The organism is Chryseobacterium sp. GW823-FHT05E08 (assembly GCF_058795655.1).
Map to the genome: position 1 here is coordinate 575,005 of NZ_JBXAHY010000003.1, position 15,538 is coordinate 590,542.

The following is a 15,538-nucleotide window of genomic DNA, read 5'->3' on the forward strand; positions in this document are numbered from 1 at the left end:
CAGACAGTAAGAGTAAGATTTATTTAAAACACACAAATGATGAAAAATTTATATCAATGAATAATGCCCCCAATTTTCTATGATATAAAAAAAGTTAGTCGTAACAATTATTAAAAAACTCTGATTTTTATTTTACCAAACACAAGATGAAAAAACATTAAATGAAAAAGGGCAATACACCATATTGCCTTTTTCTTTTTCTGTCATTAATTACATTTGAAACATTCATTTTTAAATATATTTTCAAAAAAGCCCAATAAAATAATTATTATCGGGCTTTTGTATTAAAAGGTAACTATCAAGAAAAGTACGGGGCATTCGTTTGCCGGAATCGAACCGGATAACCTTGTTGGAGTTACCAACTTCGCTATTCCTCCCCTTTAAATGGTACGATGGAACTTTTCTCTACGACACTTTTATTTTAGAGAAAACAAGGCGATAAGCAAAAAGCGTAATCGTGCTCTAACCAACTGAGCTACTCTTCCTATTTAGATTTTGTGTTTTGATTTGTGGAAAAGACGGGATTCGAACCCGTGACCCCGTCGTAATGAGCGAAGTAACGCTATTCTACGGCACTTGTTTTATTTTTCTATTAAAAAGAGGCAAAATGCAAGAAAACTATAAAAATATAAACCATTTTCAGGTTTATTCTGGAGTCGAACCAAATTAACCGAAGTAAGTTTTCTCTAACGGCACTCTTTATTTTGTTAAATCAAGGTAAAAAATTATAGAATCTTCCGTGCATTTGCTCTACCAGCTGAGCTACTTCTCCTTTTCGAGGGAAAAGGCAGGAATCGAACCTGCGACCCAATGTTTACTCAATCTCGAAGTATGATTCTAAGACGACACTTGATTTGTATGTTTAAATAATTTTAAAATCGAGCAAAATTTTGAAAGAGTTTTAATTTCAATGTAAAGTAGAAGTAACTCTTTTGTACGGCATCGATTGTTTTAAGTAAGGTAAAAAAGCAAACAGAGACTTACTGGTGAAGTATTACCATTATACTATCACAAGGAGTAGGAATCGAACCTACATCGCCACCCTGAAAACGAAGAAATTCTGTTTTACGACACTTACTTTTTTAAGTTTTTATGGTTATTGTTTTTTGTTGTTGCAAAATTATTGCGTTAGTGCGCATTCTTTTTACGCAGTTGAAATTTATTTTAAAAACCAAGTAACAATTTATAAAAGTTTTTGAATATTTTTCAAATTGGAAGTTTGACGATGAAACTCTTATGGTAACGACATTGGTTATTTAAAACCGAGCAATTTGTGAAAAGACTCATATTCAATTAAAAGTCGAAGGATTTCTTTTCTTACGGCATCGGTTATTTTTTAGTCATTGCAAGAAATGAAATGACGAAGCAATCTTTATTTTAATGACTTCATTTTTTCGCTTAAATCAGGTACCCTTTCTTTCGCAATATTTTTAATATTTTCCATTTTTTCCTTTATTTCATCTTGCATTAAAATAGTTATAAGAAAAGTATGAAGGCTATATGTTATGAAAAAGAAGTTATCAATCATCTTTATAGTTTCATCTTCATTAAAACTTTGTATTGTCTTATAATACAATTCTACATTATCATTTATATGTCCACTTACATTATTTCTGATAAAGCTTATTTTACCGTCATAATCAAATTGTTTTTTAAAAATTTTAATTAAATTATTTATGTTATTAAAGTCTTGTTTTAGATTTGGAAAGTTCGTTGAAGCTACATCATGAAGAAATTTTCTATACTTTTCAAATGTTTTAAGTGTTTCAAAAATTGTCAAACAAGCATTTTTAGTAAAAAAAATTCTCTCCCAGTTGCTTGAAGAGCAATTAGGGTTGCATAAGAATTTACTTATAACAGATAAATCAAGATTAGCAATATTTATTAATGAACTTATATCACTTACAGATATCATAAAATCTAATTGCTCAATATAAATCTTGTCATCAATAGTATTAAAATTTGTTTTAAAATGTTCATTAACTAAACTATTGATTTTTTGAATAGCATCTAATTGATTAGTAAAACTTTCAATTGACTGATTTGCAGAATCATTAAAATTTTCACTCATAATCTTAATATAAAAATTGGTTATTAGTTTTTTATTTTTAAAAGCAGTGCCTTTTACAGCACTACTTTTTTTATCATTGCTACCGCTGATTTTCGGTCTTCCAAAGCATTCAATACATCGAAAATTTTGTCGGACCAACCTGCGATAAGATATACATCATTTTTTCTGACATCCAACGGTTGTTTTCCGTAACCTGCCAAATCAAAAATATACAATTTTGCATTCGGATTGATACTTTTGTATTGATTCCATGAGTTTTCAAAAGAATTTCTACCACCGTTGCTATCCCAAAGCTGAGTATCGGTGAACAACATTACTTTATCCACTTTTTCTCTTTTTCTGATCAAATCTTCGATCACCAAGTAACCGTTTGTGGAGTAACCCACTTCACCTTCTCTTTTGTAGAATGCATCTACGTTTCTCAGGATACCATTTTTAGGCATCGGAACTCTCTTCCAAGTGTCACCAAACATACCTGAGATCACATTTTTGCACTGCGACTGCAACATCATTGACATTAACAAACCGATATCGTACAACAATACTTTAGATTTCGGAGAAACAGGTTGTTGCATCGAACCAGACACGTCTGCCGCAATCACAACCGAAGTTTCGAAACCAAAACCTTTGATATTTTTTGCACTTACCATCACAGCATCTTCCAATGCTTCCAAGATTGACGAAGTATATTTTGAATCAATCGTTTTCAATTCTCTATACGCCGCCAAAAATCTGAATGGCAATTGTTTTGAATTTCTCACTGCTTTTTCATCCGACAAATAGTTGCAAACTTTGTACATCGCGTCTGAAGAAACGTTGGCTTCCAAAATATTTCTAAGGTTTCTCAATGTTGCCATATAACCTAGTTTGTTGCTGAAAATCAATTCTTCCCATTTGTTTTTGAAAGCTGATTTTCTTTCTGTTTCATCAGCAAATTTTGTCTGACCCAACACTGAAAGTTCAACTTCCCAAGTGTATGGAGTTTCCAACGAATCGTCAACAATTTTATTAAAAATTGCCTGTTGATTTTCGTCTTTTGCTTTTGGGTGAACCAAGAACAAAGCATCTTTCAAAGTTACTTCAGCCTTTCTGTTGTATTTTGCGAATTGATATTCATCAAATTTATTGAAAGATTTCACCAAACCTTTTTGGATTTGTTTTGAAAGTTTATTCAATTTTTTAGTATCCGTTCTTTCGTTGGCTAATTGGTAATATGCCAGCAATTCTGTGATTTCGTCTGCTCTTTGGATAACTCCGTCAACGGTTCTGCTTACCAAGTCTGTACCTGAAGTTTGTTTAGCCAATTCGGTCGTCAAAACCAATGGAATTGAACGCAAATACATATCTTTTCTTGCATAGATCGCCAATTTTGCAACGAATTCAGGATCATTTTTCAGAATCAAAGATTGAATTCTTGTCAATCTGTCGTTACCTTTTTCATATGAAGTGTTTGATAATCCTGTTGTAACAACAGCACTGTATAGTTCTTCTGCAGGTGTCATTGTATAAGCTTTTGCACCTTCGTAGTTCATGACTACTTTATTCTCTTTTCTTAAAAAATTAAATTTCATGGTTACTGTTTTTTTTGTTAAACATTTGGAGATTATCACCTTCCTCTCTGATTTCTTATGCAAAGTAAGGATGCTTTTGCGCAATGTTTTTGCGTAGTAACTATTTTTGTGAATATTTTTTAAATTTTTCGTTTTTAAACACTAATGACACAAATTTTTGCACTAAAAACACGAATGATTGATTGTGATATTTGTGAAAGTACTAGTGTGATTTGTGTTTAGATAAAATCTATCATTCGTTTTACATAAAGGAATTGCTAATTTGGATTTTTTGGAAATCAGTTGTCTAGCTTTGTCTTGATTAAAATTTAAGCTATGATAAAAGGATTATATGAAACTCACGTACAGGTAAGTAATTTGGAAAATGCAATAGAATTTTATACTAAAGTTTTAGGATTAGAATTTGCTCACAAAGAAGAAAGTCGCAGAATTGCATTTTTATGGATTGGAGAAAATAAAGAATCCATGCTTGGTTTGTGGGAGCAAAAAGAAAATTTGCAAACAAGACATTTTGCTTTTTCGGCAGATAAAGAAGATATTCTGAATTATTCCGTTGAGTTTTTAAAAAATAAAAATTTAAAGCCGTACAATTTCTTAAAAGACGGAATTGATGAACCAATGGTTTTTGCGTGGATGCCTGCGTTAGCGATTTATTTTAATGATCTGGATGGAAATCAACTGGAATTTATTTCGATTTTGGAAGGAGAAGGAAAACCTGAGTTTGGAGTCATTTCCTATGAAAAATGGTTGGAAAACAAATAAAAAAAGACAAATCTAAAATTTAGATCTGTCGATTTTTTGTAACCTTGATGAGATTCGAACTCACATTCCCTATTGGCATTGCGGCTGTAAATACGCTTTCCTACTTCTCCGAAGATTTTCGGTGCTTCTGTAAACTCTACCCATTAGTCCGCGCAGGTCTAACCGGAATATCCGCAAACTCTACGGTAAGCAATATTTTGCCGTAGGCTTTTCCTTTTAAGCTACAAGGCTGTTTTTACTTTATTTTATTAATTGGATTATCATCCAATCCTTTGATAAATCGTCCCTTTGGGACTCTTTAAATTTTCAAAACAAGACAGGTTTTGTTCTCACAAAACCCATCTCTATAATAATGGTTATTAGTTTTATTTTGCGAAGATCTCTTTCAGCTGAGAAAGAATATTACTGTTTCCGGAAACGGTGATATCTCCAATTTTGTCGGCGATTTTCTCCATATATTCCATTTCTTTCAGTTTCCACAGGACTTCGTTTTCTTCCATCAATTTTGCGGTGTTCAGCAAACTTCTTGTGGAAGCTGTTTCTTCACGACGCATGATGCTGTTTGCCTGAGCTTTTTTCTCGGCGATCAAAACCTGATTCATGATTTCTTTCATTTCTCCGGTCAAGATCACGTCACGGATTCCGGCGTCAGAAGCTTTCAGACCTAGATCTTCTGCTTTGTTTCCAAGATTTTCAAGGATTTCTTTTCCTACAGAATCTTTTTTCACAAGCAATTCATCCAACGTCAAAGCTCCAACGAACTCACGCAAAGCCAATTGCATCAAAATATATAATTGCTTATCATATTCTTTATTTTCCATCAAGGCTTTTACAATATTTTCCACTTGAAAACGCACATAGAAATTGATACGAAGCATCGCTTTATCTTTCGTCAAAAGTTCCTGACCAGCAATTTCCATTTGCTGCATACGAGTATCGATAGCTTTTACCTCAACAGAAATTTCGTTGTTCCAGAAGTAGTAAGTTCCGGCTTCTAAGACTTTAGTCAATTTCCCGTCAATTAACAATAATCCTTTATATTGATTCGTCACCACAAACTTTCTTGTGAAATTTTTCAACTTCATATTTTCCAGGATTGTTTTAGAGATTTTCTCTGTGATCTCAACTTTCGTCAAGTCAATTTTTTGAAATTCTCTGTTTAAAATACCTTTCCAGAAAGCATATTGACCAACATTCAACACTTCTTTGAATATTCCGTTTTCCTGTACCAAAACGATTTCACCATCTTTTACGTCAATGACTTCCACCATTGAATTCAAACTTTCATTTTTCAATAAAAGATTCAGATCCTCTGTTGTTTTAAATGGATTTTTCATTTCATGAATTTCCACGGATTTATTTCCGAGAATCCAATGATTACCTTGTTTTAAGATCTCAATTAAGTTTCGGTTTTTGAAGACCAAACCAATCTGATATGCTTTAATTTGTACATTTTTAAACATCATATTTTATTTTAAGTGTTATTAATTTTAATTAAAAAAGGAAAAATTCGAGATTCTCTCTTCCAAAAATGGCGGAAGGAAAGTTTTTCATGAAATTCCATTCAATTCAGAATATTATTTTTAAACCTATTTTCTAATGAATCAGATCTTGGGCGTGTCCCTTACCATCGCTGAAAGCAACAACTCGGGTCGCTACGTTCACTTCTATCTTTTTTGCGAACAAAAAAGGATATCCGTTACCATCGCTCACGCGGAAAATCGTCCTTCTTAGAAAATTCAATCTAATTATTAACTATTCATCAACTGAATTTCATTTTCAGAAAAAATCTTTTCTTACAAGCTTTTTCAAAATGTTGATTCAACAACTGAAAAAAACTCAAATTTTCCCGTTACAAAATGTTTTTTTAGTGAGAAACATTCAAAACTCTAATAAAAAATAGATTTTGAGTCTATTTTCAACCTACAGTGACAGTGTAGTGCTCTAACCAACTGAGCTACCTCATTCGAAGTGAGGGAGGGAGTCGAACCCTCGCATCCAAAAAAGCTATTACTCTAACCGAACTGAGTTATATTCCCTTACGGAAATAGAAGGATTCGAACCTTCGACATATAGCGCATGGTAGAAGTTTTTTGGCAAACTCCTGAAACCTTCAAGTCAAGTTGAACAGAATCAATAATGTCTCTCAACAAATTCTCCTGCAATGATGCTATACAGAAACACTCAACAAGACTTGCCTGATATTTTGACTAAAATCTGTTTTTAAAAATTTTAGTGTTGTTTTATTTTGATGATGCAAAGTAAAGGGTGTATTGCGCAATGTTTCTGCGTAGAATATTTTTAATATATTTTTTTTAATTTTCTTTTGTCTTGAAACAAAAGAAACAAAAATTCAAGACTTGGAAACTTACGCTAAAAATTAATTCTGTTCTCTAAAAATTCTAAAACTCGCGCGAATTCGGCATTGGTTCTTCGATTCAATATTGGTCTCGCGCTCAAACAGTAGAATTTTCTTAACGTTCACAGAATTAATTTTCTTAACGCTCCATTTTCCTATGTCAATAAAAAACTCCCTTTTGGAAAGGGAGTCATTGTTACATTTTTAAATTGCTAAATTGTTACATTAATCTTGCAGTAAACACCAATGCAAAATCTTTGCAATATTTTTCGCATCATCCACCCCTCTGTGATGAGTGCCTTCAAGCTTGAAATTCAGTTCGCCTAAAGCTCTTGCCATTCCGACACTTTTGCGAACGGTTGGATGCAATTCGCCGAATAATGTTTTCACATTAATATGATCATCACTCAAAGGATAATCGACATTGAATCTTCTTGCCTGATTTTGAAGCATATTCAAATCGTAATTCCCATAACTTGCCCAAGTCAGGTCTTCTGAATCATATTCTGCTCTCAGAATATCTAATGCATCTTCGAGTAAAATGCCTTCTTCATCAAGCATTTTCTGAGTAATGGAAGTCAGTTCCGTACAAAACGGACTTACTTTTGAATATTGAGGTTTCACTAAAACCCCCTCATTTTGCGAAATCTTACCGGTTTTTGCATCCATTATGCAAACTCCGATTTCTATGATTTCACTTTCCTGACCTCTCGGCGGGCGGTCATCCCAACACGTGGCTTCGAGGTCTATAATTAATATATTGTCTGTTGTTTTCACTTTTTTAAATGTTTTAAAAGGTTCGAAGTTTGAAGTTGGGGGCTGGAAGTGAATTATGCACTGCAAAAAAACTTCCCGCTTCCCGCTCCAATCTTCCTTACCAAAATTATTATTCCAAAATTTTTCTTAGAATTCTGGCAGCATTGTAAGCATCGTCTGCTCCGCTGTGATGATTTCCTTCAAAATCCATATTGAAGAACTTTAGGGCTCTTTTTAAACCCATCATTTTATGAAGTCCATGATAGTTTTTGAATTGATTCATCACATTTATATAATTTTCAGAAAAAGGATTTTCGATTCCGAGATAATCACATTGTTCCATGATCTGCTCTTTATCAAAGTTTCCGAAACCTGCCCAAGTAAGCGTGGGAGAATTGTATTCATTCCTTATTTTCTCACAGGCTTCTTCAAAATGAATTCCTTTTTCTTTTATTAATTGTGGAGTAATTCCTGTTAAATCTGTACAAAATTTATTGATTTTAGACCTTTCTGGAATTACATAAATGCTTTGTTTCTTGGAAATTGCTTTTGTTGTTACGTTTAATTCGCAAATTCCTATTTCTATAATATCGACTTTTTGTCCAGGGGGAATTCTGTCGTTTTCCCAACATGTGGCTTCTAAGTCGATGATTAATATTGTGTTTGTTGTTTTCATGTTTTTTGGTTTAAAGGATGGGAGTTGGAAGCAGGAAGTTTTTACGGTGTGCAATATACTTCCAGCCTCCAACTTCAGACTTCCATCTTATTAATTTCTTGGTGCAAAAGGTGGAGTCCATTTTTTCTTCTTCATTAATTCCCTGACTTCTTCGTAAGAAATTGGATAAAAATTATGACAGTCTACACCCACATCGATACTCAATGCCATCTCATCATCCGGCAAAGTTCCGTGTGAATGCCCGTAAAGCTGCCAAACTCCACGATGTGAGCCATTCCAGGTTCTCATTGCGTAATGAAAAAGAATAATTTTCTGTTTGCCATTGTCATTTTCAGGTTCATCAATTTTCAGTTCATGATAATCTCGAATGGAAGCGAATCGTTTAGGATAAGTCAATGTTGCACCTTCATGGTTTCCTTTTATTAAATGGATGTTTCCGTTCAATCTATCTAAAATTTCTTTAGTAAAATCAGGTTTTCCTAAACTCATATCGCCCAAATGATAGACAGTGTCACCATCTGCAATTCTTTCATTCCATCTTTTGATGAGTTCTTCATTCATCTGTTCTAAAGACTCAAAAGGTCTTTCGGAGAATTTTATAATATTTTCGTGACCAAAATGATGGTCTGCTGTAAAAAATATATTGGGTTTCATTTTTTGTCTTGTTTAAATTTTTAATTAATTTTCTCGAAATGCTTTATAAAAAGCAGTTTCAATTTCTAGTTTATCGCTTTCCGTATATCTTCTGGAAAAGTGAATCGGGATGGCTTCTTTCACCTCACATTCATTCATAATTTTTCCTGATGCAGATGCGAAACTGTGATAATTTAGCTTTGCAAATTCCTGATCTTCATCTTTGTAAAATGCTTCTATATAGACCATATCTGCTCCATTGAAAACAGTTTTTATTTTTTCATAATTGTCTTCACAAACGGCATGATCCATAATTACTCCTAATTTGTAACCTTCACTTCTTGTCAAAAAATGAAATAGATCTGAAACTTTATAAATCTTTCCTTCAATTTCAATTTCTTTGTCGGAATCGTTGTTTTCAAAAGCTGTTTTCAATTCGCTGATCCATTTTCCTTTTTTAAATTCGGAAGCGTTTTCATTAAAAGTAACTGAATCTTTTTGTTTAAACAGATAAGCAATGGAATCTGTTTTGTGATCAAGAATTGCAAAATCAACATTCATGTATTCATCTTCAAAAAGGAAATTTTGAGTTGTTAACAATTCAAGATTCCAATGTGGTGGACGAATTTTATAGACATTGATTTCTTCTTTTGAAACAATCTCACGAATTTCATATTCAATTGCATTTTCATCAATTAAGTTCCAAGTGTAAGATTTTAACCTTGCTTCAATTTGATAATGAATATTTTTCGGTCCGCAAATCACAATTTTTTCTCCACTTCCAATTTGATGTCTGAAAATTCCATCAAAATTTGAAAAGTGATCAATGTGAGTATGACTAATGAATATTGCTGAGACCGACTGTATTTCTTTCACTGTCAGTAAACTCGCTTCACCGCAATCACACAAATAATGTTTTCCTGAATTGGGAATTTTTATTAATATACTGATGTCTTCTCTTAAAAGACTTTTTATTTCTGCCTGTAACATTTCTTTTTATTTTTTACCACAATTAATCATTCTCAGTGTCATTCTGAATGAAACGAAGTGGAGTGAAGAATCTACTTTAATATTACGAAAATAGATTCTTCCTTCGTCAGAATGACAAACCTTCTGCATATTAAATTGATTATTTTATGGTTTTGTTAAATACATAAAAAAGTTTCGATAATAAATTACCGAAACTAAACTTTAAGAGTCATCAACTCTTCTTTTATAAAGTCGATTACTAAAGAATTCAATTTTTTATTGATTCTTTTATGTTCGTCTTTTTCTATAGTTGTGAAAACTTTCGGGAAATCTTTTTCAAAATCTTCAAAAATATCCTGTGAGAAAAGACCAATGACTTTTCCAATCATTTTGGGTTCAAATTCACCAATCTTGCTAACAACATTATTCAACCTGTTTACAGTTGCATATTTTTGGATTTCTTCCCAAATTTCCTGAGCCTTTTCACCAAAATGAACTTCTTTTTGAGTCGGTTTATCTTTTCTAACCATTTTAGATTTTTCGACCCATTTTTCATTTTTATTTTTTAAAATGACCCTTGAACCGTTTCCAAAATATCTGGTTTTCAAAGTTTTAACAATAGTTCCTTCACACATATTATTCTCGATTTCAGGTAATCCCAACCAAGCCGGAATTTTAGAATCGAAAACATTAGGGAACTTCAAAGCTTCATCCAAAGTACCTTGAAACAAAATTTTTGCGTAGAAAAATCCGGTTTCCTCGAAAATTTGGTTGACCAAATCTGTATCTAAATAAGTTGTTCCATTCAATTTAATATCGAATGCATAAAATTCATTGTAAGGCGCATATTCAACACCTTTTTGAACTTTTATTGCATCTTTTATGGGCTCAACTTCTTTGTGCTTGTAACCACCACCGAACAATTCACCGTAAATAACCACGGTTTCTAAATCAGGGTAAATACTTTTCACTTTTTCGAAGACATCAATTACGTTTTTTCTATAACGTTCTAAAATTTGATGTGCATTATAGAATTTTTCATCCTTTTCAATGAAAGCGGTTCTTTTGGCAATCTTAATTTCCTTTCCATCGGTAAAGAAAGAGAAATTAGCACCGTGAACTTTTTCCTGTACAATGAAAACCTCATCCCCAAAACCCTGCAACTTGATCTGATCGATCACGCGGGTTTGGTAAGCATTTTCTATAGAGTTATATGTTTTGAAAATCATTTTTTTAATTTTTAATTATTTTAACCACAAAAGAGACAAAAGATTTAACACTTAAGAACACTTAAGTTTTTAAAGCTTAACACTTTGAAAACATCAAGTATACATAAGAGAAAATCCAAGATTTTCATTTGTAGTTTAACTTACTTCTAATTCGTTATTCTTCATCTGAGTAACGTGCCTTTGAGCGTGAAGTGAAAGGAAATAAATGTATTCATATACATTGATTTTTCCCAGTTCATTCACGGTCATTGTTGTTTTGCAGAGAAGACCTTCGCCGTTTTTCATCAAGTCTAAATAATTTAAACATTGATGATATTGTTGAGAAATTAAACTTCTGATTTCATCTAAATTTAATTCTCCTTTCGGCTCCATATGTTCTGGTCTAATCCATTCAAAAGCTCCGTGTTCACCTACTTTTTCAAACCTTTCTTTATTGAAACTGTAATTTTCAATTTCAAGATTTAAATCAAGATTAAGATAATTTCGCATTGCTTTTTTTGAACCTTTTTCAATAAGAATCAACAAATAAAAGTTTGTAAGATAAACGTGCTCTAAAATCTGCTGAACCGTCCAACCTCCGTTTGAAGGCTGATAATTCAACGTTGCTTTATCTTTATCAAACCATCTGTCAACCTCATCAAAACTGAGTTTCAAATGCTTTTTTATATCTTGAATTAATCTAAAAATGTCCATTACAATTTTTTAAAGTTGTTTAAAAGTCCTTCAATACTTTCCTTTCCAACAGGATTCATTGAGTGGGAGTAGAATTTTGGTAAGTCCAAATAGTTATCCATACAATATTCTACCAACCATTTTGCACAATCGTAACCTGTTTTTTCAACAAATTCCTGAGAATTTGGTTCTAAATAATGTTCATCTGCAAGGTCATGGTCAAAAGAAATCATTTCTGGAAGTCCTTTTTCCAAAATCCTATTGACAAACTGCTCGTAATTACGAACGATGTGCCAGTCTTTTCTGAGGAAAATATCTTGTTTTGTATAATGATATGCCTCAATCGGATATCTTATATCATCCAGAAACAATAATCTTTTTGTTATTTCCATTGCTTTATTTATTTTTTTGGTTGGAAATTGGGAGCTGGGTGCAGAAAGTTTATATACATTTCAAAAAACTTCCAGCTTCCTACATCCCGCTTCCAGCTAAATTTATTACACCATCATATCAGCACAATTGGAACTTGCAAATGCGTCAGGTTTTGCTTTAAACACATATCCCATTCCCAGAATATATCCCATTGCATCTTTCAAAGCAACATTGGATTTAAAATCCGGATCGGTGTTAATGTCTGCGTGTACCTCCATTTCCACATCATAAGTTTCCAGAATAGAGCAAATTGCATAGGCGATTTCAACAGATTTGTTGACTTCATTCAACATTCGTTCTTTGATACTGATACTCTGTATTTCTCTTTCTTTTCTGATAAAGGTAAACGCTCCTTTTCCCTCACGAATAAAGACCACTGCCGTAGCATAATTAATGGCATCACCATAAACGTGGGAGTCTGAACCCACACACACTTTCAGTCGGTGTCCATTTGCCTGTTCGCGGATGATGGCTTCTTCTACCAATTGTGTGATAGAATGTTGGAAAAATTTTCCAGTCATATTTTGCCATGTTTGTTGTTGCGTTTCCATTTTTTCTACATGTTTGTTTAAATACTTATTTGTTAATAATTTCAATTGTGAATAGTCAATTCGCTTTGCTTATCAATTTTGTGATACAAAATTCACGATTGACTATTCACCGTTTTGCACTCCGAACTGGACTCGAACCAATACCATCAGTTTTGGAGACTGAGATGCTACCATTACACTATCGAAGCAATTTCTGTTGATTCATCAGGACTCGAACCTGAACAACAAGAGTCAAAGTCTTGTGTGCTGACCAATTACACTATGAATCAATTCATTAATAATGAGTAATAGGTAATTAGTAATATTTTTCATGCTTTATTATTACTCATTGTACATTCCTTATTATTCATATTTTGGCGGAACAGACAGGAATTGAACCTGTACCTTTAGTTTTTCAGACTAACGTGCAGACCTTCTACACCACTCTTCCAAATTTTTGTAAATGATAATTGATAAGTTATAAATGATACCATTGTTGCTTCTATCATTTATTATTGATAATTTATCAATTATGCTTTTGTACGGAAAAAGGGACTCGAACCCTCAAAACCTTGAGCCTAAATCAAGTGTGTCTACCATTTCCACCATTCCCGCAAATTTTCATAAGTAATCAGTAATGTGTAATTAATAATATAAATTCATACTTAATAATTTATACTAGCAATAATTACTCATTGCACATTACTTATTACTCATATTTTGTACTCCATAAGGGAATCGAACCCTTGCTTTCTGCTCGAAAGGCAGGCGTCCTAACCGTTAGACGAATGGAGCATTAAAAAAAATCAACCAACCAGGAATCGAACCTAAACAACAAGAGTACATTTCCTGCATGCTGCCGTTACATTATCAGCTGATTTTTATGGTGGAAGTAGTAGGATTCGAACCTACTCAGCAATGAAGCAATAGATTTACAGTCTGCCCCGACTCTCCAACTTCGGCGTACTTCCCTTTTTTATAAATGATAATTGATAAGAGATAAATGATTTTCATTCTACTTCTAATTTCTAGCATCTAACTTCTTTTTTGTGAAGAAAAACAAAGCTTGTCATTATTTTTTTAGTTTGATATATGAACTTCTTCGCTCGACAAACTCTTTTTTTCTTCGGAACTAATCTCATTTTAGTTATTTGAGATGGTTATGGGATTCAAACCCACTCAGTTTTCACAACGGTTTTGCAGACCACCCCGACTCTTCCACTTCGGCGAACCATCGTTTTCTATTTATAATTGATAAGAAAGAATAAATGATAATTGATATTTCTTTCTCTTTAAAATTTTAAAATTTTCATTAAAAAAATAAAGCCTGTCTTAATTTTTGTTTGATATAAGAACTTCTGCGCTGTGACAAACTTTATTTTACCTAAAAATTTATATTATGTTTAAAACTTCAATCTTCCAGCCTCAAGTGAGTTAAGAAAAAGCCTGTCTGTATTGTGTTTTTGGCGTAAAGATCTTCTGCTCTCGACAAACCTTTTCTTTTTCTCTTTTGAAACAATTAACATTTAGTTTTTGCGATTCTGGAAAGATTCGAACTTTCAACTTCCGGTTTAACAGACCGGTGCTCTACCATTGAGCTACAAAATCAATTTTTGTAATTTCGGAAGGACTCGAACCTTCAACCTTCGGCTTATGAAACCGATACTCTAACCTATTGAGCTACGAAATCTTTTATGTGAACTGCCAATTATCAATTCCCTTTGCTATCAATTTTCAAATTCACTTACGAAGTGAAATTCACTATTAACCATTCACATTACTGCACTCCATAAGAGAATCGAACTCTTATTTACTGCTCGAAAGGCAGCCGTCCTAAACCATTAGACGAATGGAGCAAATTGTCTGGAAAGCAAGATTCGAACTTGCGACCTCCCGCGTCCAAGACGGGTAAACAACCACCGTTATCTTTCCAGTTTTGCAGATTCATTTCAAAATTCTTTTCCGAGAGACAGTCGGATCGGAAATTATCCATGAATCTTTGCGGTCTATGCGAGAATCGAACTCGCAGTGCCTGAGCGACAGTCAGGCAGGTTAGCCATTACCTCAATAGACCTTTTTTGTGATTCCGACAGGACTCGAACCTGTAACCCTGGGTTTAGAAAACCCATGCTCTATCCAATTGAGCTACGGAACCTTAGTTAATATGAATAGTGAATTGTCAATCCGCTTTGCTTGTCAATATTAAATTCACTTACGAAGTAAAAATTCACCTTTGACCATTCACTTTTTAGTAATCCCAGAAAGATTTGAACTTTCAACCCCCGGTTTAAAAGACCGGTGCTCTAACCATTTGAGCTATGAGATTGTTTTTGTAATCGCAGAAGGACTCGAACCTTCAACCTTCGGCGTATCAGACCGATGCTCCAACCAATTGAGCTATGCGATTGTTTTTAAACTTGTGAATAGTCAATTGTCAATTTGCTTTGCTTGTCAATTTTAATTCACCTACGAATCAAAATTCACTATTGACCATTCACATTTTTGGGTTTCTCCGGGGATCGAACCCTGTTCTCCGGTGCCACAGACCGACGCTTTACCAAATAAGCTAAAGAAACCATAAAAAAAGCGCCTCTTTTTGGGAGGCGCTCTATATTTTGACGTATCAGTTTATTAACTGACGCATTTATATAAGCACCTTTTATCCACAAATTCACTATCAAGAATACATGCACATCCCATCGGCTCTTGTCCGTGTAGTCTTGAATACTGATTAGATATGTTATGTAATTGTTTCATTATATTCTTGTTATGTTAAAAAGTTTTTGAAATGTTGAAAACTCTGTTGCTTTCAATTTTCGGTTGCAAAGTAAATGTGATTTTTTTTAACTCGCAAATTTATTTTTATTTCAACCAATTG

At 33.2% G+C, this 15,538-nt stretch carries 12 protein-coding genes and 15 tRNA genes; 1 reads left to right on the forward strand and 26 read right to left on the reverse strand.

Features of this window, described 5'->3' with window-relative positions; genetic code table 11:
* Positions 1 to 1,372 precede the first annotated feature (1,372 nt).
* Together AC1Q7L_RS13000 and AC1Q7L_RS13005 are read right to left on the reverse strand one after the other, a co-directional pair.
* Positions 1,373 to 2,071, reverse strand: a complete 699-nt coding sequence (locus AC1Q7L_RS13000; RefSeq protein WP_492306300.1) for a hypothetical protein — start codon at positions 2,069 to 2,071, stop codon at positions 1,373 to 1,375.
* A gap of 53 nt (positions 2,072 to 2,124) precedes the next feature.
* The gene (locus tag AC1Q7L_RS13005) at positions 2,125 to 3,642 is read right to left on the reverse strand and encodes a TROVE domain-containing protein (protein ID WP_492306301.1); all 1,518 of its coding nucleotides are present in this window, start codon (positions 3,640 to 3,642) and stop codon (positions 2,125 to 2,127) included.
* A 315-nt stretch (positions 3,643 to 3,957) separates the two neighbouring features.
* Between AC1Q7L_RS13005 and AC1Q7L_RS13010 the strand changes: the two genes are divergently transcribed.
* Entirely contained in the window at positions 3,958 to 4,404 is a 447-nt protein-coding gene (locus tag AC1Q7L_RS13010) for a VOC family protein (protein ID WP_492306302.1), read from the forward strand.
* Between the two features lie 365 nt (positions 4,405 to 4,769).
* Here the strand turns inward: AC1Q7L_RS13010 and AC1Q7L_RS13015 are convergent, their stop codons facing one another.
* The 24 genes from AC1Q7L_RS13015 to AC1Q7L_RS13130 form a co-directional block, all read right to left on the reverse strand.
* Positions 4,770 to 5,867, reverse strand: a complete 1,098-nt coding sequence (locus tag AC1Q7L_RS13015) for a slipin family protein (protein WP_492306303.1) — start codon at positions 5,865 to 5,867, stop codon at positions 4,770 to 4,772.
* A 1,121-nt stretch (positions 5,868 to 6,988) separates the two neighbouring features.
* A complete protein-coding gene (locus AC1Q7L_RS13020) occupies positions 6,989 to 7,540 on the reverse strand; it encodes a 3'-5' exonuclease (protein ID WP_492306304.1) in 552 nt (183 codons plus the stop codon).
* Positions 7,541 to 7,649: 109 nt separating this feature from the next.
* Complete coding sequence (locus AC1Q7L_RS13025; RefSeq protein ID WP_492306305.1) at positions 7,650 to 8,195, reverse strand: 3'-5' exonuclease; 546 nt, start codon at positions 8,193 to 8,195, stop codon at positions 7,650 to 7,652.
* Between the two features lie 90 nt (positions 8,196 to 8,285).
* Positions 8,286 to 8,849, reverse strand: a complete 564-nt coding sequence (locus AC1Q7L_RS13030; RefSeq protein WP_492306306.1) for a metallophosphoesterase family protein — start codon at positions 8,847 to 8,849, stop codon at positions 8,286 to 8,288.
* 24 nt (positions 8,850 to 8,873) lie between these two features.
* On the reverse strand, positions 8,874 to 9,818 hold the full coding sequence (locus AC1Q7L_RS13035; RefSeq protein ID WP_492306307.1) for an MBL fold metallo-hydrolase: 945 nt from the start codon (positions 9,816 to 9,818) through the stop codon (positions 8,874 to 8,876).
* 194 nt (positions 9,819 to 10,012) lie between these two features.
* Complete coding sequence (locus AC1Q7L_RS13040) at positions 10,013 to 11,026, reverse strand: RNA ligase, Rnl2 family (RefSeq protein ID WP_492306308.1); 1,014 nt, start codon at positions 11,024 to 11,026, stop codon at positions 10,013 to 10,015.
* A 135-nt stretch (positions 11,027 to 11,161) separates the two neighbouring features.
* A complete protein-coding gene (locus AC1Q7L_RS13045) occupies positions 11,162 to 11,719 on the reverse strand; it encodes a DinB family protein (protein ID WP_492306309.1) in 558 nt (185 codons plus the stop codon).
* Positions 11,719 to 12,090 carry a cyclic-phosphate processing receiver domain-containing protein gene (locus AC1Q7L_RS13050; protein WP_492306310.1) on the reverse strand — a complete coding sequence of 124 codons (372 nt, stop codon included), beginning with the start codon at positions 12,088 to 12,090 and terminating at the stop codon, positions 11,719 to 11,721. The genes AC1Q7L_RS13045 and AC1Q7L_RS13050 overlap by 1 nt, the downstream gene beginning before the upstream one ends.
* Positions 12,091 to 12,195: 105 nt before the next feature.
* Positions 12,196 to 12,681 carry a ribonuclease H-like YkuK family protein gene (locus AC1Q7L_RS13055; RefSeq protein WP_492306311.1) on the reverse strand — a complete coding sequence of 162 codons (486 nt, stop codon included), beginning with the start codon at positions 12,679 to 12,681 and terminating at the stop codon, positions 12,196 to 12,198.
* A gap of 117 nt (positions 12,682 to 12,798) precedes the next feature.
* Positions 12,799 to 12,869 (reverse strand) — tRNA-Trp (locus AC1Q7L_RS13060).
* Positions 12,870 to 12,877: 8 nt separating this feature from the next.
* Positions 12,878 to 12,950: transfer RNA gene (locus AC1Q7L_RS13065), tRNA-Gln, on the reverse strand.
* Positions 12,951 to 13,035: 85 nt separating this feature from the next.
* Positions 13,036 to 13,111, reverse strand: a tRNA-Phe gene (locus AC1Q7L_RS13070).
* A 90-nt stretch (positions 13,112 to 13,201) separates the two neighbouring features.
* Positions 13,202 to 13,275, reverse strand: a tRNA-Leu gene (locus tag AC1Q7L_RS13075).
* A gap of 108 nt (positions 13,276 to 13,383) precedes the next feature.
* Positions 13,384 to 13,455, reverse strand: a tRNA-Glu gene (locus AC1Q7L_RS13080).
* 89 nt (positions 13,456 to 13,544) lie between these two features.
* Positions 13,545 to 13,631, reverse strand: a tRNA-Tyr gene (locus AC1Q7L_RS13085).
* Between the two features lie 565 nt (positions 13,632 to 14,196).
* Positions 14,197 to 14,268, reverse strand: a tRNA-Asn gene (locus AC1Q7L_RS13090).
* An 8-nt stretch (positions 14,269 to 14,276) separates the two neighbouring features.
* A tRNA-Met gene (locus tag AC1Q7L_RS13095) sits at positions 14,277 to 14,350 on the reverse strand.
* A gap of 93 nt (positions 14,351 to 14,443) precedes the next feature.
* Positions 14,444 to 14,516 (reverse strand) — tRNA-Glu (locus AC1Q7L_RS13100).
* Between the two features lie 6 nt (positions 14,517 to 14,522).
* A tRNA-Pro gene (locus tag AC1Q7L_RS13105) sits at positions 14,523 to 14,594 on the reverse strand.
* 68 nt (positions 14,595 to 14,662) lie between these two features.
* Positions 14,663 to 14,734: transfer RNA gene (locus tag AC1Q7L_RS13110), tRNA-Asp, on the reverse strand.
* Positions 14,735 to 14,741: 7 nt separating this feature from the next.
* A tRNA-Arg gene (locus tag AC1Q7L_RS13115) sits at positions 14,742 to 14,815 on the reverse strand.
* A gap of 97 nt (positions 14,816 to 14,912) precedes the next feature.
* Positions 14,913 to 14,986: transfer RNA gene (locus tag AC1Q7L_RS13120), tRNA-Lys, on the reverse strand.
* 7 nt (positions 14,987 to 14,993) lie between these two features.
* Positions 14,994 to 15,067, reverse strand: a tRNA-Ile gene (locus AC1Q7L_RS13125).
* A 97-nt stretch (positions 15,068 to 15,164) separates the two neighbouring features.
* Positions 15,165 to 15,237, reverse strand: a tRNA-His gene (locus AC1Q7L_RS13130).
* Positions 15,238 to 15,538: the final 301 nt, after the last annotated feature.